General features: G+C 70.4%; 17 protein-coding genes. 7 read left to right on the top strand and 10 right to left on the bottom strand.

Features of this window, described 5'->3' with window-relative positions:
- The first annotated feature begins 57 nt into the window (after window positions 1–57).
- Both ACE37J_RS01365 and ACE37J_RS01360 read left to right on the top strand, forming a co-directional pair.
- Window positions 58–1,431 (top strand): four-carbon acid sugar kinase family protein, encoded by a 1,374-nt coding sequence (locus ACE37J_RS01365; RefSeq protein ID WP_409705856.1) that lies wholly within the window; start codon window positions 58–60, stop codon window positions 1,429–1,431.
- Complete coding sequence (locus ACE37J_RS01360) at window positions 1,428–2,687, top strand: ribulose-bisphosphate carboxylase large subunit family protein (protein ID WP_409705853.1); 1,260 nt, start codon at window positions 1,428–1,430, stop codon at window positions 2,685–2,687. Before ACE37J_RS01365 ends, ACE37J_RS01360 begins: the two co-directional genes overlap by 4 nt.
- A gap of 7 nt (window positions 2,688–2,694) precedes the next feature.
- On the opposite strand, the gene ACE37J_RS01355 is transcribed toward ACE37J_RS01360, so the two are convergent.
- From ACE37J_RS01355 to nanR, 8 genes are all read right to left on the bottom strand, one after another.
- Complete coding sequence (locus ACE37J_RS01355) at window positions 2,695–4,680, bottom strand: hypothetical protein (protein WP_409705850.1); 1,986 nt, start codon at window positions 4,678–4,680, stop codon at window positions 2,695–2,697.
- 11 nt (window positions 4,681–4,691) lie between these two features.
- Window positions 4,692–5,759: an ABC transporter ATP-binding protein gene (locus ACE37J_RS01350; RefSeq protein ID WP_409705847.1), complete on the bottom strand. Its 1,068-nt coding sequence runs from the start codon at window positions 5,757–5,759 to the stop codon at window positions 4,692–4,694.
- A 2-nt stretch (window positions 5,760–5,761) separates the two neighbouring features.
- Window positions 5,762–6,589, bottom strand: a complete 828-nt coding sequence (locus ACE37J_RS01345) for a carbohydrate ABC transporter permease (RefSeq protein WP_409705844.1) — start codon at window positions 6,587–6,589, stop codon at window positions 5,762–5,764.
- A complete protein-coding gene (locus ACE37J_RS01340; RefSeq protein ID WP_409705841.1) occupies window positions 6,586–7,473 on the bottom strand; it encodes a carbohydrate ABC transporter permease in 888 nt (295 codons plus the stop codon). The genes ACE37J_RS01345 and ACE37J_RS01340 overlap by 4 nt, the downstream gene beginning before the upstream one ends.
- Before the next feature lie 99 nt (window positions 7,474–7,572).
- A complete protein-coding gene (locus ACE37J_RS01335; protein ID WP_409705838.1) occupies window positions 7,573–9,024 on the bottom strand; it encodes an ABC transporter substrate-binding protein in 1,452 nt (483 codons plus the stop codon).
- 44 nt (window positions 9,025–9,068) lie between these two features.
- Window positions 9,069–10,118, bottom strand: coding sequence for an NAD(P)-dependent oxidoreductase (locus ACE37J_RS01330; protein ID WP_409705835.1), 1,050 nt, complete (start codon window positions 10,116–10,118; stop codon window positions 9,069–9,071).
- A 1-nt stretch (window position 10,119) separates the two neighbouring features.
- Window positions 10,120–10,899: an HpcH/HpaI aldolase family protein gene (locus ACE37J_RS01325; protein WP_409705832.1), complete on the bottom strand. Its 780-nt coding sequence runs from the start codon at window positions 10,897–10,899 to the stop codon at window positions 10,120–10,122.
- A gap of 73 nt (window positions 10,900–10,972) precedes the next feature.
- Window positions 10,973–11,692 carry a transcriptional regulator NanR gene (gene nanR / locus ACE37J_RS01320; RefSeq protein ID WP_409705829.1) on the bottom strand — a complete coding sequence of 240 codons (720 nt, stop codon included), beginning with the start codon at window positions 11,690–11,692 and terminating at the stop codon, window positions 10,973–10,975.
- 189 nt (window positions 11,693–11,881) lie between these two features.
- Between nanR and ACE37J_RS01315 the strand changes: the two genes are divergently transcribed.
- Genes ACE37J_RS01315 through ACE37J_RS01295 form a run of 5 tightly spaced genes read left to right on the top strand, consistent with a single transcriptional unit; the run spans window position 11,882 to window position 18,529 of the window.
- Window positions 11,882–13,939, top strand: coding sequence for a hydantoinase/oxoprolinase family protein (locus ACE37J_RS01315; RefSeq protein WP_409705826.1), 2,058 nt, complete (start codon window positions 11,882–11,884; stop codon window positions 13,937–13,939).
- Window positions 13,936–15,582, top strand: coding sequence for a hydantoinase B/oxoprolinase family protein (locus tag ACE37J_RS01310; protein ID WP_409705823.1), 1,647 nt, complete (start codon window positions 13,936–13,938; stop codon window positions 15,580–15,582). The genes ACE37J_RS01315 and ACE37J_RS01310 overlap by 4 nt, the downstream gene beginning before the upstream one ends.
- The gene (locus ACE37J_RS01305; protein WP_409705820.1) at window positions 15,569–16,165 is read left to right on the top strand and encodes a TRAP transporter small permease subunit; all 597 of its coding nucleotides are present in this window, start codon (window positions 15,569–15,571) and stop codon (window positions 16,163–16,165) included. The genes ACE37J_RS01310 and ACE37J_RS01305 overlap by 14 nt, the downstream gene beginning before the upstream one ends.
- Entirely contained in the window at window positions 16,162–17,466 is a 1,305-nt protein-coding gene (locus ACE37J_RS01300) for a TRAP transporter large permease (RefSeq protein WP_409705817.1), read from the top strand. Before ACE37J_RS01305 ends, ACE37J_RS01300 begins: the two co-directional genes overlap by 4 nt.
- Window positions 17,467–17,494: 28 nt before the next feature.
- Window positions 17,495–18,529 (top strand): TRAP transporter substrate-binding protein, encoded by a 1,035-nt coding sequence (locus ACE37J_RS01295; protein WP_409705814.1) that lies wholly within the window; start codon window positions 17,495–17,497, stop codon window positions 18,527–18,529.
- Here ACE37J_RS01295 and ACE37J_RS01290 read toward each other — a convergent pair.
- A complete protein-coding gene (locus ACE37J_RS01290) occupies window positions 18,516–18,848 on the bottom strand; it encodes a hypothetical protein (RefSeq protein ID WP_409705811.1) in 333 nt (110 codons plus the stop codon). The genes ACE37J_RS01295 and ACE37J_RS01290 overlap by 14 nt on opposite strands.
- Window positions 18,849–18,877: 29 nt before the next feature.
- A complete protein-coding gene (locus ACE37J_RS01285; RefSeq protein ID WP_409705808.1) occupies window positions 18,878–19,852 on the bottom strand; it encodes a GlxA family transcriptional regulator in 975 nt (324 codons plus the stop codon).
- Window positions 19,853–19,864 lie beyond the last annotated feature (12 nt).

Here is a 19,864-nt window from a genome sequence, read left to right as displayed (position 1 = left end):
CCCCTTTTCAAACTGGTATGATGAGTTGATGATCGGGCCGGCGAGTCAAGGGGGGCGATGATGAAGGAGACGGGGTTGCCGGAGGGCCCGCTCGTCGCCTGGTACGGCGACGACTTCACCGGGGCGGCCGCGGTGATGGAGGCGCTGGCCTTTTCCGGCCTTCCCGCCCTACTCTTCCTCGAGCCGCCGACGCCGGAGCGGCTCGCCCGGTTTCCGGGCCTCCGCGGCGTGGGCCTCGCCTCCACCGCCCGGACCTGGAGCCCCGAGCGGATGGCGCGGGAGCTGCCGCCGGCCTTCGCCGCGCTCCGGGCGCTGAACCCGGCGATCCTGCATTACAAGGTCTGCTCGACGCTCGATTCCGCGCCCGGGATCGGCTCCATCGGCAAGGCGATGGAGATCGGGGCGGATCTCTGCGGATCAGCCCTCGTCCCCGTCCTGATCGCGGCGCCGCAGATGCGGCGATACCAGTTCTTCGGGCATCTCTTCGCGGGCGCCGGGGCCGGCGTGTTCCGGCTGGACCGGCATCCGGTGATGGCGCGCCATCCGGTCACGCCGATGGACGAGGCGGACGTGGCGCTGCATCTCTCCCGCCAGTCCGGACGGATCGAGGCGGGCTGCGTCACGCTTGAAGCGCTCGCCGCGGCCGACCTGAGGCGGCCGGCGCGCGAGGACGGGCGGATCGAGGCCGTCACGCTCGATTCCGTCGATGCGGCGAGCGAGGCGGAGGCGGGGCGGCTGATCTGGGAGGCGCGGGAAAGCGCGCCTTTCGTCGTCGGCTCGCAGGGCGTGGAATATGCGCTCGTCCGCCATTGGAAGGCGAAGGGCTGGCTCCCCGAAGCCGCGCCGGCGGGCGGAATCGGGCGCGCGGCGCGGACCTTCGTCGTCTCGGGCTCCGTCTCCCCCGTCACGGCGGCGCAGATCGCGTGGTCAGGGCGGAACGGCTTCGCGCTCATCCCGTTCGACGCTGCGGCGGCGGCCTTCGGCGGCGCGGCGCTGGAGGGGGAGATCGACCGGGTGCGCGAAGCCGCGCTCGCCGCCATCGGCGCGGGGCGCGACCCGCTGATCCACACGGCGAACGGGCCGGACGATCCGGCGGTCGCCCGGTTCCGCGAAGCCTGCGCCCGCGCCGGGGCGGAGGCGGAGGCGGTCAACCGGCGGGTCGGGGAGAGCCTCGGCGCCCTCCTCGCCGCGCTGTTGGCGGAGGCCGGGCCGGCGCGCGCCGTCGTCTCTGGCGGCGACACGTCAGGCCACGCCACGGGGCGGTTAGGGCTCTTCGCGCTCTCCGCCCTCGCGCCGACGATCCCCGGCGCGGCGATCTTCCGCGGCCATGCGGACGGGCCGATGGACGGGCTCGAAATCGCGCTCAAGGGCGGGCAGATGGGGGCGGAGGACTATTTCGGCGACGTCCGTGAGGGAGGAGGCAAGGCATGAGCCGGGTGACAGCAACTTACGAGATCGAATCCCCGGTTGGCGTCGCGCGCGCCGCCGAGGTGCTCGCCGGGGAGCAGTCCACCGGCACCTTCGTGCGGCTCGCGGCGGAGACGGACGCGCTCCGCGAGCGCTCCGCCGCGCGGATCGAGGCGATGGAGATCACCGGCGTGTCGGACCGGCCCGCCCTGCCCTGCCGGCTGGAGGGCGAGCGGTTCGAGCGCGGAACGGTCACGATCAGCTGGCCTGTCGGGACGTTCGGAACCTCGCTCCAGACGCTGATGGCGACGGTCGCCGGCAACCTCTTCGAGCTGGCGGAGCTTTCCGCCTGCCGGCTGACCGGGCTGACGCTGCCGGAGGACTTCGCCCGCGCCCATCCCGGCCCGCAATTCGGCGCGGCGGGGACGCGGGCGAAGATGGGCGGGCATGAGGGGCCGCTGATCGGCACCATCGTGAAGCCGAGCGTCGGGCTCAGCCCGGAGGAGACGGGCGCGCTCGCCGCGAGCCTTGCGGAGGCGGGGATCGACTTCATCAAGGACGACGAGTTGCAGTCGGACGGGCCTGATTGCCCCCTTGCGGAGCGCGTCGCCGCCGTGATGGCCGTGCTGAACCGCCATGCGGACCGGACGGGGAAGCGCATCGTCTACGCCTTCAACATCTCGGGCGAGGTGGACGAGATGCGCCGGCGGCTCGACCTCCTGAGCGCGCACGGCGCGACCTGCGCGATGGTCTGCCTGAACGCCGTCGGGCTTTCGGGGCTTCGCGACCTGCGGAACCACAGCCCGCATCTCATCCACGGGCACCGGGCGGGGTGGGGTCTTTTCTCCCGCTCGCCGCATATCGGGGTCGGCTTCCCCGTGATGCAGAAGTTCTGGCGCCTCGCCGGGGCGGATCATCTCCATGTGAACGGCCTCGCCAGCAAGTTCACCGAGCCCGACGCCTCGGTCGCCGCCTCCGCGCGCGCGGTGCAGGCGCCCGTGGCGGAGGGCGGGCCGGCGCATCCCGCAATGCCGGTCTTCTCCTCCGGGCAGACGATCCGGCAGGTCGGGCCGACGCGCGCGCTCCTCGGCAATGACGACCTGATCTTCTGCGCCGGGGGCGGCATCCTCAGCCATCCGGGCGGGGCGGGCGCCGGGGTGCGCGCGCTCCGGCAGGCGGCGGAGGCGGCGCGGGACGGGGTCGCGCTCGAAGACGCCGCCGCCCGACACCCGGAACTCGCGGCTGCGATGAAGGCCTTTCCGCCGGTCGCCTTCGGCTGAGCCTCGGTCAGGCGGGCGCGAGGAAGGCGACGGCGTGGGCTCCGAGCGCGAGCCTGCCGCCCGCGACCGGGACGCGCGGCGCTGCATCCCGCCAGCCTGTCCCGGCGACGGCGGCGGGGAAGGCGCCCTCGTCCAGCAGAACCGCCTCCTTCGGACCCGCGGCGCCCGAGAGGGCGATGTCGACCGGCTCGCCGGTGAGGTTCGCGAGGATGAGAAGCGCGCCGCCCTCCCCCTCCGCGGCAAGCGCCTGCACCGCCCGCGGCGCCCCGCTCTCCGCGGAGAGCGGCCGGCCGCGAAGCGCGGCATAGGCTGCGAGTACGTGCCAGGAGGGGCGGAGCGCGGCGCCAGCCGCATCCATCCACGGCGAAGCCTCCGGACCAGGAACATGGAGGACGCCGGAAGGCCCGGCGATCGCGGCGAGCGTTACGGCCTCCACGCCCGCGCGGGCGGCATGGGCGAGATAGCCCGCATACCAGGCGGCGCCGAGCAGCCCCCGCTCCCGCGGGTCAACGCGGTTCATCGCCTGCCGGATGTTGTTCGGGTTCTCCGCCGGAACGGCGCCGTAGGGATTGTCCCGCATCGCGATGGCGGCGGGGAAGATCCAGCAGGGCTTGCCGCCCGCAAGCGCGCGGGCGGAGGAGAAGATGGAGGGCAGCGCCTCCAGATTCTCCGTCACCGAGAGATCGTCCCCTGCATGGACGATGGGGCAGCCGGAATGGCAGATGAAGTCGAGGAGCGCGGCGGGCGGGCGCTTCCGGTTCAGTTCGGTGAAATAGCTGAACATGCCGCCGCCAAGAGTGACGCCCGGAAAGGCGGCGCGCCCCTCGGCGAAGAGGGTCTCCCATGCGGGCGCGGGCGGGAAGACGGAGCCGGGCAGCGTGCATTTGAGGTCCGAGGCCGGGGAGATCGCGACGCGCCCGAAAGAGGCGCCGCCCGCCCGCGCCGCCTCCGCGATGAAGGCGAGGTCGCGTTTCAGGACCGCCGGGTCCGCCGTCGGCGCGCCCGATCCGTCCTCGCAGGGCACGACCGCCTCCAGCACGAGTTCGGCGCCCGTCTCCCGCCCGAGCGCGGCGAAGCGGACCATATCCTCCGCGCCGCAGCCCTTCCGGGCGTCGAACCGGCAGACGAGATGAGAGGGGCCCAGAGTGCGGAGCGCCCCCGCCCGCTCGAGCGCCGCCGCAGCGTGCTCCGCCGGCGCTGCGAGGCCGAGGCGCGGGAGAGCGTGCGGGAGCGCCGCGCCGACCTTCACCGGGATCGCGCCGCCGCCTGCGGCGAGCGCCGGAGCAGCCAGCGCGCCGGAGAGGCGCAGCGTGACGCGCTGCCTCAGCGCCTCGCCCTTCGCCAGAACGTAGGGCCAGGGGAGCGCGAGCGGGCGCACATAGGTCTTCCAGGAGGCGTCCATCCAGTTCCGGTGGTCCTCCATCTCGAAGGCGTCGCCCTCCATCCGGCAGGTGAGGCGGAGGCCGGGGATCGGCTCATGCGTCAGCGCGCGGATGTCCCGGAAGGGGCAATCCGGGTCGATCACCTCCGGGAAGCGGCTCTCCACGATGCGCCCGTCCACATGCTCGACGGTGAGCGGCGCGCCGACCGTGCCGGCGAGGGGGTGGAGGACGACGAAGCCGGTGCGGTTCGTCGTGAAGTCGGAAAGCGCCTCGCCTTCCGCCTCGAAATCGAGCGAACCATCGGGCCGCCCGACGATCCGCGCGCGGTAGCGGATCGCCGCCGCGTCATCCCGGCAGGTCGCCTCGTAGCGGGCGGAGAAGCCTTCCGGCCCCTGCTCGACCGCCAGGTCCGTGATCTCGGGGAGGCAGGTGCCCCAGTTACGGTCCCGCGCGAGGAAGGCGATTCCGCGGATCACCTCGACGCCGTTGAGGCGGATGTAGCGGAGCGCGCCGGCTTCCAGCTCCGCCGTGAGCGGCCCGGCTTCGAGGCGGATCGTCTCCGCCACGGGCTCCTCGGTTCCGAAGAGGATGACGTTGCGGCTCGGGTTCATCGCTCCCTCCCTCAATCGCGGATCGCGCGGCCCGTCGCCGCGTCGAAGAGATGCGCGCGGGCCATGTCGGCGGCGAGCGCGACGCGGGCGCCCGGCCGCTCGACGGCGTGCGCCGGAAGCTCCGCCGTCGCCTCGACGCCGCCGAGGCGAAACTGCGCATAGGTGCGCGCGCCGGTCGGCTGCACGAGGTCGATCTCGACGTCGAGCCGGGGGCGCGGGTCGCCTTCGCCCGGGCGGACGAAATGCTCGGGCCGGACGCCGAAGAGGAGGTCCCGCCCCTCCGGAGCCGGGCGGGAGAGCGGGAGGCTCCGCCCGCAGGAGAAGCGGAGCGCGCCGCCCTCCGCCCGGCAGGGGATGAAGTTCATCTGCGGCGAGCCGAGGAAGCCGGCGACGAAGCGCGTCTCCGGCTTCTCGAAGAGGTCGAGCGGGGCGCCCTGCTGCTCGATCCGCCCGTCGCGGAGGAGCACGATCCGGTCCGCCAGGGTCATCGCCTCGATCTGGTCATGGGTGACGTAGACGGTCGTCTTCCCGATCTCCTGATGCAGGCGCTTGATCTCCGCGCGCATCCCGTCGCGGAGCTGGGCGTCGAGATTGGAGAGCGGCTCGTCGAAGAGGAAGAGCCGCGCATCCCGCACCACAGCGCGGCCGATGGCGACGCGCTGGCGCTGCCCGCCGGAAAGCTCGCGCGGCTTGCGGTCCAGATAGGTTTCCAGCCCAAGCATCGCGGCGGCCCGGACGACGCGGGCGCGCACCTCCGCATCGGCGACCTTCCGCGCGCGGAGGCCGAAGGCGATGTTCTCGAAAACGGAGAGATAAGGGTAGAGCGCGTAGTTCTGGAACACCATCGCCACGTTCCGGTCCCGCGGGCGGAGGCCCTCCACCGCCTCCCCGTCGATCTTCACGCGGCCCTTGTCGATCTCCTCCAGCCCGGCGATGCAACGCAGAAGCGTGGACTTTCCGCAGCCCGATGGGCCGACGAAGACGCAGAACTCCCCCTCCGCAATGTCGAGGTCCACGCCCTTCAGCGCGTGGACCTTCCCGTAGTGCTTGTGCACGCCCTCGATCGACAGCCGCCCCATGCCTACCCCTTCACCGCGCCGAGCGAGATGCCGCGCACCAGATACCGTTGCAGGAGCGTCACCGCGATGAAGATCGGGATCGTCCCGAGCACGCTCATCGCCGCGATCTTCGCCCAGAAGTTCGACTGCCCGCCGAAGTAATGCGTCACCTGGACCGGGAAGGTCGTCACCTCCGCCCGCGTCAGCACCAGCGCGAAGATGAACTCGTTCCAGGCGAAGACGAAGGTGAAGACGGCGGTGGCGAAGAAGCCGGAACGCGCCATCGGCAGCACGACGCGGAGGAAGACCTGCCAGCGCGTGCATCCGTCCACCAGCGCGCTCTCCTCCAGCTCCAGCGGAATGTCCTGGATGTAGCCGCGCATCATCCAGACGACGTAGGGCAGGTTGAAGGCGGTGTAGAGCAGGATCAGGCCTAGATAGCTGTCCACCAGCCCGACCTTCACGTAGAGCAGGAAGACCGGGAAGACGATGACGATGGGCGGCACCATCCGGTTGGAGAGCAGCCAGTCGGTGAAGAAGTTCCCCCCCGTACGGAAGCGGGCGATGGAATAGGCGCACATCGTGCCGATGATCATCGCCGCGGCGGTGGAGACGGAAGCGATCACGACGCTGTTCCAGATCGTCACCACGTCCCCGTCCTTGAAGAGGACGGCGTAGTTGGCGAGTTGCAGGCTTTCCGGCCACCAGACGGGCGGGCTCGAGAAGATCTCTTCCGGCGTCTTGAAGGAGATCATGAAGAGCCAATAGACGGGAAAGAGGAAGAGCAGCGTCACCGCCACGGCGGCGAGATAGCGGAGCGCGAGGCCCGCCCCCCGGTCCGGCCGCATCATCGCTCGATCTCCATGCGCCGGAGCACGATGGTGATGGTGACGACGAGGAGCAGGATGACCACGAAGCTCATCGCCGCGGTGTAGCTCGTCTCGAATTGCTGGAAGCCCAGGACATAGGCGTAGATCGAGAAGGTTTCCGTCATCGTTCCCGGCCCGCCGCGCGTCAGCGCCCAGACAACGTCGAAGAGCCGGAAGAGGTCGAGCGCCCGGATCAGGATCGCGATGGCCATGACGGGCCAGATCGCGGGCAGGATCACGAGGCGGAAGCGCCGCCAGAAGCCCGCGCCGTCAAGCTCCGCCGCCTCGATCTGGCTCCGGTCCACATTCGAGAGCGCGGCGAGGAGGAGGAGGAACATGAACGGCGTCCACTGCCAGACCTCCGCCATGAGGATCGCCGCGTAGACGAAGGAGGGATCGATCGTCCAGAGGATCGTCACCGGCTCGTCGGAGAACCAGCCGAGGATCTGGTTTATCGGGCCGAAGCGGTTGTCGAAGAGGAGCCGCCACGTCGCCCCCGCGACGACGGGGGAGATGGTGACAGGCAGGACGAGGAGCGCGACGAAGACCTGCCGGCCCGGCATCCGGTCAAGAAAGAGGTAGGCCATCGCGAGGCCGAGGATCAGCTCGGCCGGGAGCGCGATGGCGAGGAAGAGGAGCGTGTGGCCGAGCGATTCCCAGAACCGCGTGTCGCCGACGAGCGCGCGGTAGTGTTTCGCGCCCTGGAAGCTCGTGTCCTCGAACATCATGTCGACGTTCTGGAAGGAGAGGATCAGCGAATAGATGACGGGGAAGAGGCCGACGAGGAGGATCGTCGCCACCGCGGGCACGATCAGGAGATACTTGAAGTTCCGGTCCGTATAGGGCGTGCGGGCGGCTGCGGTCACGGCGCGGCCCCTTTCGTGGCGCGATGGGATGGGCGTCGCGTCATGGCGTCAGCCTTCAAGCGAGGGCGGCCGGCCCGGTGAAGGGCCGGCCGCAAGGGTTCAGGCGCCGGCGGGATAGGCGTTGGGCTTGCCCGCCCAGGCGGCGTATGCGGCTTTCTGCTTGTCCATCCCGATCCGGTCCGTCAGCGCGTCCCACTGCCCGGCCACGTCGTTCAGGATCGCCTGCGGATCCTCCCCCGCCCAGAGGCGGGAGACGCCCTGGCGCAGCGCCTCCTCGTAGCGGTCGGTCTGGATGATCGAGAGGTCGAGGAGGCCGGAGACGGCGCCCGCCTCCAGCGCGGCGAGGTATTCGGGCGCCTGCGGCCAGCGGGACTTGTACTCGGCGGAGGCGAAATGGCTCGCCCGGAACGGATCGCGCAGCGCATAGGGGAGCTGCACACGCTCCATGCTGATCTCCTCCGAGTTCAGCCACTGGATGAAGAGATAGGCGGCCTCCTTCTGCTTCGAGGAGGCGGAGACGGAGAGCGCGAAACCCGCCGCGAGCTGCGGCGCGCCGCCCGGCGGCGTGGCGTAGCCGACCTTGCCCGCGATGGTCGATTTCGGCACCCAGGAGAGCGCGTCCTGATCCGTGCCGTAGCCCGCGGCCCAGCGGCCATAGGGCGGCCAGGAGATCGTCATCGCCGTATCGCCCTGCAGGAAGGCGGCGAGGTTCTCGACGAAGCCCCAGGTCTGGACGCCGGCGGGCATCCACTTGTTCTCCTCCACCCAGTCGGAGAAGACCTTCACGCCGGCGGCGGAGTTGACGGTCGCCTTCATCGTGTCGCCGTCGAAGAACTTCCCGCCCTCGACGCGGAACCGCTCCTGGAACATGAACTGCGCATAGGGCGCGTCGCGGAAGAAGGCGGCGCCGTATGGCTTGCCGCCGGTATGCTCCGTGATGAAGGAGCCGACATCGTCGAATTCCTTCCAGGTCTTCGGCGGAACCGGCAGGTCATAGCCGTGCTTCGCCTTGAAGGCGGCCTGGATCGCGGGGTCCCCGAGGATGTCCGTCCGGTAATACATCACGAAGACGTCGCCGTCGTCCGGGAAGCCGTAGATCGACCCGTCCACCGTCATCTGGTTGTCGCGATAGACCGGGGCGATGTTCTGCAGCTCTTCGCGATAGCCGTATTTGTCCACCATCGGGTCGAGCGGCTCGAGCGCGCCGGCGCGGACGAGGTCCGGCATCCAGGCGGGGATGACGTTCAGCGCGTCATAGGCGCCGGTTCCTGCGCGATGCTCCTGCAGGATCTTGGTGAACATCTCGGCGGTCGGCACCTCGATCACCTTCACCTTCACGCCGGTCGCCGCCTCCCATTTCGGGCCGGAGAAATTCAGCGGGTCGAGCGATTGCAGGCCCGCCTCCCAGACGATGGTGATTTCGGAGCCGGCATATTGCTTCGCGGCCTCCACCGCCGCGGCCGCCGCAGCGGCATTGGCGCGGCGCGGCAGACCGAAGGCGGCGGCGCCGGCGAGCGCCGAGGCCGATATCATGAAGCGGCGTCTGTCCATGTCTTCCTCCCTGTCAGGCCGGCCTCCGCCGGCTCGCTTTCATCTCAGCCGAAGAGCCGCGCGCAGCGCGCGAGCTTCGCCCGGAACGCTTCGGTTTCCAGCACATCCCGGTTCACGACGCCGCGCGGCGCCTCCCCCCGCATCACGGCGAGCGCCGCCGCAATGTCCGCCGCGCCGTTGCCGGCGAAGCATTCGTCCGTCCAGCAGAGCGCGTGCGGCGTCACGATCACGTTGTCGAGCTGCAGGATCGGCTCGTCCGCCGGGCAGGGCTCCACCTCGAACACGTCGAGCGCGGCGCCGGCGAGGCGGCCCGAGGCGAGCGCCTCGTGGAGCGCGCGCTGGTCCACGATGGGCCCGCGCGCGGTGTTTATGAGGAAGGCCGTGGGCTTCATCGTCGCGAGCCGGGCCGCGTTCACGTAATGGCGCGTCGCCTCGCTGAGGGGCACGCTGACCGAGAGAAAATCCGCCTCCGCGAAGAGCCGCTCGGAGGAGACGAGCTCGACGCCGAGCGCCTGCGCCGCCGCCGCGTCTACATAAGGATCGTGCGCGATCATCCGCATCCCGAAGGGCGCGAGCAGGCGGAGCGCCTCGGCCCCGATATTGCCGATCCCGAGCTGGCCGAAGGTCTTGCCCACCAGCCCCTCGCCCATGAACTCGCCCCGACGCACCCAGCCTTCCGGCCCCTGCCGGCATAGCCGGTCCTTGATCAGGAGCTTTTGCGAGAGGGCTAGAACGTAGGTGACGATGGTGACGGCGACGGGCCGGCGCACGCCGTCCGGCGTGATGGCGAGCGCGATCCCGTTCGCGTCGCAGGTGGGCAGGTCCACCGTGTCGTAGCCGACGCCGAACCGGGCGACGAGCGCGAGCCTCCCGCTCTTCGGCGCGGAGCCCGGCCCGAACCGGGGGGTGAGAAGGATCAGCGCGTCGCAATCCTCAAGCGCATCGCCAGGGATCGCGCCGTCTGCGGCGTCCACCCATTTCGTCTCGATCCGCGGATCGGCGGAGAGCGGCGAGAGATCGAAGCTCGGATAGGTCGGCGTCCCGTCCGCCTTGCGGAAGTCTCCGGAGAGCGCGACGCGGAACCGCTCCGCCATGTCAGGGCGCCTCGCCCGGGCAGCCGGCGCGGATTTCCGAGACGGCGGCGGAGAGCGCGGCCTGATACATCCAGACGTCGCCCCAATAGCAGACGAAATCGACCCCTTCCGAGAAGAGTTTCTTCGACTGCTCCACATCGGGGATCAGCCGGCCGATGGCCTTGCCGTGGCGGCGTGCGGCGGCGTGGGTGTTCGCCACGGCCTCCAGGAATTTCGGATGCTCGAACTCGCCCGGAATCCCGAGCGAGGCGGAGAGGTCGAAATGGCCGATCCAGAGACAGTCCACCCCGTCCACGGCCGCGATGGCGTCGGCGTTCGCCGCGCCCTCCGACGTCTCGATCTGGGCGAAGATCGTGGTGCGCTGGTTGGCGGCGGCGAGTTTCTCCAGCGTCGGGCCGGCGCGGTAATTGTCATGCGCGAGGCCGAGGCCGACGCCGCGCCCGCCGCGGGGCGCGTATTTCACCGAGCGGACGATGGCCTCCGCCTCCGCCGCCGTGCCGACCATCGGCAGCATCAGCCCCTCCGCTCCCATGTCGAGCGCGCGGGCGATGTGGTGATATTCGCGGGAGGGAACGCGGATGATCGCCGGGAGCCGCGCCGCCTCGAAATAGCGGACGACGCTCTTGATCGTCTCGTTGTGGAAGCCCGAATGCTCGCAATCGAAGAGAACGAAGTCGCAGCCGGCGTTCTTCAGCATATGGCCGATGCCGGGCGTCGCGAACTCGACGACGAAATGGCCGACCTTGAGCGCGCGCGTGCGCGCCATCTCCTTCAGGCCCATGCGCCTCCTCCAGGCAGTCTTTTCTTGTTGATAACTGATTATACCAGTTGATGAGCCCGGGCAAGCGGCGCGTTCAGGTCCGGTCCTCCAGATGGCTCTTCCGGTAAAGCTCGTTCGCCCGCTCCAGATGGTCGCTCATGCGCCGGGAGGCGGCCTCCGCGTCGCCCGCCTCGAGGGCGGCGAGGATGCTCTCGTGCTCCTCCAGCGTGAGCGCCTCCAGCCCCCTCACGCTGACGGCGCCGAAATAGAAATCCCGGAGCCAGAGGAAGACGGCTTCGCTCACCACGGCGAAGAGCGGGTTGCCGGCGATGGACGCGATCTCCCGGTGGAACTCCCCGTCGAGCGCCACGAAGCGCTCCCGATCCGCTCGCGCCTCGCGCTGCGCGGCGAGGATCGCGCGCAGGCGCGCAAGATCGCGGGACGAGCGTTTCCGGGCGGCGAGGCGGGCCATCCCGGCCTCGAACATCGTCCGCGCCTCTTTCAGGTTCTCGAGGCTGGCGGCGGAATGGACGAGGAGGTGGCGCATCGTCTCGCCGAGCTGGTCTACCGTCCGGCTGAGCGAGGGGGAGACGACGCGGGCGCGGCCGCCATGCCGGATCTCGACCAATCCGGCGTGCTGAAGGCGCTGCAGCGCCTCGCGCACCGCGGGGCGGCCGATCTCGTGCGCGGCCATCAGCGCGCGCTCAGAGGGGAGGAGATCGCCCGGCTTCAGCCGACCGGACCTGATATCCTCGATCAGCGCCTCGGCGACGGGTTCGGCGAGCTTGCGGCGGGCGGCGGGAATGTCGCTCATGATACCAGTTTTCTATCCCGAAACGCGCCCGGCGCCAATGATCGCGGCGGCGTTGTGCAGTGGCGAAGGCGATGGTAACGAGTCGATGAAGATCGGCGGAATGCGGGTTCGGCGCCTTCGCGTCCGCACCGGAGCGGGGGTGGCGATGAACCGGAGACCGAATGTGACCGCTCCGGAGCCTCGTCGCTGATGGCGGGAGGCCGGCGCATCACCCTCGCCGTCGATATCGGCGGCACCTTCACCGACCTCGAATTCCGCGATTCCCTCAGCGGCGCGACCCACAGCCTGAAATCGCCAACGACGCCGGAGGACCCGGCGCGCGGGCTGACGGAGGCCGTCGCCCTCGCCGGAGAGCGGTTCGGCTTCGCGCCCGGGGACGTTTCGCTCATCCTCCACGGCACGACCATCGCGACCAACGCCGTCCTGACGCGGGACCTGCCGCAGGGCGCGCTCATCACGACCGAGGGCTTCGAGGACGTGCTGGAGATCGGGCGCCATGCGCGGACGGACATCTACGCGCTCCGCGGGCCGGACCGGACGGTGCTGATCCCGCGCCGCCGCCGCTTCGGCGCGCCGGGGCGGATCGATGCGCGGGGGAACGAGGTTCGCCCGCTCGATCCGGAGGGGCTGGCGGGCGTGGTCGAGGCGGTCGCCGCGGCGGATGTCGAGGCGGTCGCGATCTGCCTCCTCAACGCCTTCGCCAACCCGGCGCACGAGATCGCGATCCGCGACGCGCTCGCCTCACGGCTCCCGGATGTCGCGATCTCCTGCAGCCATGAGGTTTCGCCCGAGATCCGGGAATTCGAGCGGACGGCGACGACGGCGCTGAACGCCCTCCTCGTCCCCGTCATCGGCCGCTATGTGACGACGCTCCGGGCGCGGCTGGCGGAAGCGGGGATCGGCGCGCCCGTGCTCCTCATCCAGTCCAACGGCGGGGCGATCAGCCTCGACGCCGCGGCGCGGCTTCCCGTGCGGCTGCTCCTCTCCGGGCCTTCGGGCGGCGTGCTGGCGGCGCAGTCGCTCGCCGGGCGGCTCGGGATTCCGGACGTCGCCGGGGTCGACATGGGCGGCACGAGCTATGACGTCGCCGTCGTCGCAGGGGGCGAATGCGGCGTCGTCGCCCAGGGCGAGATCGACGGCCTGCCGGTGCGGGCGCCGATGGTGGAGATGATCACCATCGGAGCCGGCGGCGGCTCTGTCGCCCATCTCGACGCGACGGGGCGGCTGATGGTCGGGCCGCGGAGCGCGGGGGCCATGCCCGGCCCCGTCTGCTACCGGCGCGGCGGCGAGGAGCCGACGGTGACGGACGTGAACCTGATCCTCGGCCGGCTCGACGGCGCGCGCTTCCTCGGCGGCCGCTTCGCGCTGGACCGGGAGGCTGCTAGGGCGGCGCTGGAGGCGCGGATCGCCCGCCCGCTCGGGCTCGATCTCGACCGGGCGGCGGCGGGCGTCCTCGCCGTGGTGAACGCGAAGCTCGCCGCCTCGATCAAGACGGCGCTCTTCGCCCGCGGGCTCGACCCGCGGGATTTTGCGCTGATGAGCTTCGGCGGCGCGGGCGGGCTTCATGCCTGCGAGGTGGCGGAGGAACTCGGCGTGCGCCGCGTGATCTTCCCCCGCGATCCCTCCACCTTCTCGGCGCATGGCATCCTTTCCTCCGACATACGGCATGACCTTTCGCGCGCCGGTATCATGCCTCTGGAGGAGGCGAGCCTCACCGGAATCGCCGCAATGGCCGCGGAGCTGCGGGAGGCGGGGGAGGCGCTGCTGGAGGCGGACGGAATCGAGCCAGGGCGGCGGCGCGTGAATTTTTCCGCCGATATCCGCTACCGCGGGCAGGCCTTCGAGCTGATGACGGAGCTGCCTGAAAGCCCGCTTTCGGCGGGGACGCTTTCGGAGTTGCGGGAACGGTTCGAGGCGCAGCACCGGCGGCGTTTCTCCTTCGACGATCCGGCCGAGGCGGTTGAGATCGTGACCCTGCGGCTTACGGCGACGGGGCTGCTCGGCGAGGAGGGCGCGGCGGCGCCCGCCTACGCCGCGGGCGAGGCGGCTGAGCCCGGCTCACGGCCCGTGCATGTCGGCGGCGCATGGGCGGAGGTTCCGGTCCTGCGGCAGCTCTCGCTCCCGCCGGGCGCTCTGGTGGAGGGACCCGCCGTGATCGAACAGGACTACACGACGATGCTGATCCCCGGCGGCTGGTCCCTGACCATGAGGGAGACCGGGGACATGATCGCGGAGAGGAGAGCATGACGCGGGCCGAAATCCATCCTGACCCGATCCTGCTCGAAATCGTCGCCGCGGCGCTCGTCTCGGCGGCGGAGGAGATGTCCGTTACCGTCTGGCGCACCTCGCGTTCGACCACGGTGCGGGAGCTTCTCGACTATTCCACCGCGGTCTTCGACGGGGAGGGGCGGAACGTCGCGCAGGCGGCGCGGATGCCGGTGCATCTGAATTCGATGGAGCTCTGCCTCCGCCACATCGTCGCGCATCACATCCCGCTGGCCGAATGGCGCGACGGCGACGTGATCGTGACGAACGATCCCTATTGCGGCGGGCAGCACCTGCCGGATTTCATCGCCTTCAAGCCTGTATTCCACGAAGGTCGGCGCATCGGGATCACCTGCGTCCTCATCCATCATGTCGATGTCGGCGGCGGCGCGGCGGGCGGCTACAATGCCCATGCGGTCGAGGTGTTCCAGGAGGGGCTGCGCCTGCCGCCGGTCCGGATCGTGCGGGCGGGGGAGATGCAGGAGGATCTCTTCGCCACGATCCTCCAGAACGTGCGCGAGCCCGAGACCTTCCGCGGCGATTTCCTGAGCCAGATCGCGGCGCTCGACGTCGGCGCCCGCGCCATGAGGCGGCTGGCGGACCGCTATGGGGCGGAGACGCTGGAGGCGGTCGGCGCGGCGCTGCTCGACCATGCCGAGGCGGCCATGCGCGGGGCGATCTCCGCGCTCCCCGATGGAAGCTACCACGCCGAGGATTTCGTGGACGGCGACGGGCTGGAGCCAGGCGCGAAGCGCATCGCCGTGGCGCTGACGGTTTCGGGCGACGAGATCGCGCTGGACTTCGCCGGCACGTCGCCGCAGGCCAAAGGGCCGATCAATGCGACGCTGGCGACCACGACCTCCGCCGTCTACTACGCCGTGATCGCCGCCTGCGGCGTGACCGCGACGGTCAATTCCGGCTGCTACCGCCCGATCCGGGTGTCGGCGCCGGAGGGCTGCCTCGTCAACGCCGCCTTCCCCGCGCCTGTCTCCATGCGCATGCTGCCGGGGCACAAGATCGCGACCGCGGTGCTGCGCGCCTTCGCGGAAATCCTGCCGGAGCGGATACCGGCCAGCTATTACGGCACCACGTTCAACCACGCGGTGAACATCCGCCATGCGGACGGGCGGCGGCAGGTCTATTTCGACGCCGAGCTCGGCGGCTGGGGCGCGCACCCGGAGCAGGACGGGCCGAACGGCCTCGCCGCCGGGTTCCATAACGGGCAGAACACGCCGGTGGAGATGATCGAGGCGCTCTTTCCGCTCCGCTTCGTCCGCTACGGGCTCATCCCCGGGTCGGGCGGCGCGGGGCGGATGCGGGGCGGGCTCGGCATCGTGCGGGAATGGGAGTTCCTGGCGGAGAGCGGCCTTCTCAACACCTCCTTCGACGTGTTCGACAAGGCGCCCTACGGGCTCGCCGGCGGGGCTCCGGGACGCTGCGGCGCGCTGAGCGTGACGCGGGGCGGCGTGACGACGCCGCTCGCCGCCAAGACGATCGGTTATCCGCTGCGCCCCGGCGACATCGTGCGGATGGAGACGCCGGGCGGCGGCGGGCATGGCGACCCCGCGCTCCGGGACGAGGCGGCGCGGGCGGCCGACAGGGAAGACGGTTATGTCGTCGACTGAGGCCCGGAAGGGCGAGCCCCTGCCCCGGCGCATCTCCCGCTGGCTCGCATGGCTCGCCGGCGCGATCATCCTCTTCGGCTGCGCCGTTCCGATCACGATAGACGTCGCCGCACGCTATTTCCTCAATCGCGGTCTGGTGGAAAGCTTCGAGATCTCGGGCTTCGCCCTCGCCGCCTGCATCGGGCTCGGCCTCGGCTACACGGTGACGACGAAGGCGCATATCCGGGTCGATTTCCTGATCGCGCGGCTCCCCTTTCCGCTTCGCGCCGCCTGCGACCTGATCGCGGCTTTCGCACTGGCAATCGTCGCGGCGGCGCTCGCCTGGTTCGCGCTCGGCATGGTCACGAAGAGCTGGGAGCTCGACGCGCGCTCCATGTCCCTCCTCCGCATCCCGCTCGTCATCCCGCAGGGGCTCTGGTGGATCGGGCTCTTCTGGTTCGCCTGCATGGCGGCGCTGGCCCCGGCCCTTGCGATCCTCCGCCTCGCGCGCGGCGACAGGGCCGGGTTCGAGGCCGCCATCGGCGTCGCCGATCTCGGCGCCGAGGTCGAGGAGGCCGCGCGGGCGGCGGAGGGGAAGCGATGATCGGCGCGGCGCTTGCGCTTCTTCTCGGCATGCTCGCGGTCGGCGTTCCGGTGGCGGCGGTGCTGGCGCTGACGGGCTATGTCCTTTCCGAGCAATACGCCTTCTTCCCGATGACGGGCGCGGCGGGGGCGCTGGCCTGGAATTCGAGCCACGAATTCATCCTCATCGCCGCGCCGATGTTCATCATGATGGGCGAGCTGATGCACCGCTCCGGCGTCTCCGGCAATCTCTTCAACGCGCTGACGCCGTGGTTCGCGCGGCTGCCGGGGCGGCTGATGCACACCAACATCGCGGCGAGCGCGGTCTTCTCCGCCACCTCCGGCTCCTCCATCGCGACGGCGGCGACGATCGGCACGGTGGCGATTCCGAACATGGACAAGGGCGGCTACAACCGGCCGCTCTTCCTCGGCTCCATCGCGGCGGGGGGGACCCTCGGAATCCTCATCCCGCCGTCGATCAACATGATCATCTATGCGGTGCTGACGGATACGTCCGTGGCCGATCTCTACGCCGCCGGGATGATCCCGGGGATCATGCTGGCGGGGCTTTTCTCCCTCATCGTCCTCCTACTCGTGCTCTGGCGGCCGGGCTGGGGCGGCGCGCCGATCCCGCGCGCGGGGCTCTGGCGCGCGCGGCTCAGGGGGCTTCCGCATCTCGTTCCCCCGCTCGTCCTCTTCGCCATCGTCGTCGGCAGCATCTATGCCGGCCTCGCGACTCCGACGGAGGCCGCCGCGCTCGGCCTGATGGCGACGCTCGCGCTCGTGGCGGCGAACGGGAAGCTCACGCTTCCCATGATGCTCATGGCCTTCGAGGGGACGGTACGGACGACCTGCATGATCATGCTGATCGTGATCGCGGCCTTCTTCCTCAACTTCGTCATGGTCTCCATCGGGCTCGTGCAGGCGATCACCGACGCGGTGCTCGGCCTCGGCTGGGAGCCGTTCTGGATGCTGCTGGCGATCATCGCCTTCTATCTCCTGCTCGGCTGCTTCATGGAGACGCTGAGCATGATGATCGCGACCACGCCGATCATCGTTCCGGTCATCGTCGGGCTCGGCTACGACCCGATCTGGTGGGGGGTGATCTTCGTGATCCTGATCGAGGCGGCGCTGATCACCCCGCCCGTGGGCATGAACCTCTATGTCGTGCAGGCGGTGCGGAAAGGGGGCGGGGCGTTCAGCGACCTTTTCAAGGGCGCGGCGCCCTTCCTCCTCGCAATGCTGGCCATGATCGCGCTTCTGCTCGCCTTTCCGGAGCTTGCGCTCTGGCTGCCGACGATCGTGAACCCCAAATCCGGCTGAAGACGCCGGCTTTCAACAGGAGAGAGACATGAAACATCTGCTTCCCGCCGCCCTCGTCGCGGCCCTCGCGGCTCCCGCCGCCGCACAGGAGATGCCGGCGACCGAGTTCAACGTGGTCGGCTCCATCGGCGGCCTCTCCATGTACAAGGAGAAGGAGCTGCCGTTCTGGACCGAGCAGGTGCCGGCGGAGACGGGCGGCAAGATCACGGCGAACGTGAAGCCCTTCACCGAGCTCGGCATGAAGGGCGGGGAGATCTTCCGCCTCGTGAGCGACGGCACGCTGCAGATGGCGACGACTGTGCTGGCCTACAATTCGGGCGAGGTGCCGCGGAATGAGTCGGCCGATCTCGTCGGCCTCGTCACCAGCGTGGAGCAGCTCGGCGAGATCGTTGAGGCGTGGCGGCCCTCCTTCTCCACATTCCTGGAGACGGAGCACAATATGAAGCTCCTCGGCTTCGGCACCTACCAGGCGCAGGTGATCTATTGCCGGGACGAGTTCACCGCCATTTCCGATCTCGCCGGGCGGAAGGTGCGCGCCTCCGGCGCCTCGCAGCAGGCTTTCGTGAGCCATCTCGGCGGCTCGCCGCTTACCATCGCCTTCGCCGAGGTGCAGACGGCGCTGACGAGCGGCGTGGTGGATTGCGCAATCACCGGCGCGCTTTCGGGGTACAACGCGCGCTGGCATGAAAGCGCGAAGTTCATCTCCCCGATGCCGGTCAACTTCGGCGTCGCCGCGCAGCTCGCCAATCTCGACTGGTGGAACGGGCTCGACCCGGCGGTGCAGACCTATCTCGCGACGAGCCTCCGCGGGCTGGAGACGGAGATCTTCGCCCAGGCCGCGACCGAGACGGCGACCGGCCTCGCCTGCAACACGACCGGCCCCTGCCCGCTCGGCGAGCCCGCGGGCATGACCCTCGTGCCACTGACGCCCGCGGACGAGACGCTGCGCGAGGAGGCCGTCGCCGCCGCGATCCTCCCCGCCTTCGCGGAGCGCTGCGGCGAGGCCTGCGTGGCCGACTGGAACGCGAGCGTCGGCACGGTGCTCGGCGTCACGATCGAGTGACGGGCTCCGGCAGTTCGGGCATGTGACACTGGAGAAAGGCGCGGGCCCCGGTCGTGAACCAGGCCTGCGCCAGACCGGGGCCGAGCGGCTCCAGCCGGAAGGCGTGGCGCGCCCCGCCGCGGAACGCATCGTAGCGCGTCCAGTACGCGTCTCCCTCGAAACCGTAGACGCCCGCCTCCGCCTCGCCTGTCGCGAAGCGGAGGGCGCAGGCGCCGTCGGCCCGGTATTCGACCTCGGCGGCGAAGGCGCGCGTCTCGGGATCGAAGTTGAACACCCGGCGGCCGGCGATGAACCGGCGCACCTCCTCTTCGTTCATCATCGGCGTCTCCCCTCCATTCGTGGGCGAGACTAGCGCGGCTCCGTCCCCTCTGGCCAGCGCGCGCCCGTCTCAAAGAAATAGGGGCGGGCGCGGAGTCTGCGGAAGCCGCTCCGGTAGGCGCGCGGGCCGCTTCGGAAACGGGCACGGAAGGCGCGGGAGAAGGTCGAAAGGGAGGAGAAGCCCGTCGTCGCGGCGACCTCGGTCACCGGCGCTTCCGAATACATCAGCATGTGCCGCGCGGCGTTGAGCCGGATGGCGAGATAGCGGCCCGACGCCGTCTCCCCGAGATGCAGGCGAAAGAGCGCCTGAAGCCGCCGGAGGGAAAGCCCCGCGGCGGCGGCGACCGCTTCTATCGGGAGGGGGATCTCGATGTTCGCCTCCATCGCCTCGATGGCGCGGCGGAGCCGCGGGTCGGGGATCGTCTCGGCGGCGGTCAGCGGGTCTCCCTGTCGCGTCTCGCCCGGGCGGCCCGGCCCTGCGATCAGGTCCGCCTCCACGAAGCGGGCGACGGCGGGCCCGTGGTCCCGCTCCACCACGGCGAGGAAGAGATCGTGGCACGAGAGATGGCCGCCGCAGGTCAGGCGCGGCCCGTCCATCACGAAGATCTCGTCGCGGAAATCGACGCGAGGGAAACGCTCCGCCACCGCAGGCCGCACCTCCCAGTGCGTCGTCGCGCGGCGCCCGTCCAGAAGGCCGGCCTCCGCGAGGAAGACGGCGCCGAAATCCACGCCGCAAAGCTCCACGCCCTGCCGCACGAGCCGCCGGAGCCAGGGGAAGAGCGCGCGCTTCCACGGCTCCGGCTGGTCATAGGCGGCGACGACCAGCGCCATGTCGAGCCGCGGGTCCTCGGCGAAGGTCGCGCCCGGGACAACGGCGATCCCGACCCCGCTCTCGACCGGCGCACGGCTCTCCCCGACGAAGATGATCTCGTAGGCGGGGCGCTGGAAGAACCGGCTCGCCGCGCGGAGCGGCTCGAGCGCGAGGAGCGCCGAGGAAAGCGACATCGCCGGGGTGAC

Source organism: Pikeienuella sp. (genome assembly GCF_046290545.1).
Classification (GTDB): Bacteria; Pseudomonadota; Alphaproteobacteria; order Rhodobacterales; family Rhodobacteraceae; genus Pikeienuella.
This window is presented reverse-complemented; position numbering and strand designations above follow the sequence as displayed.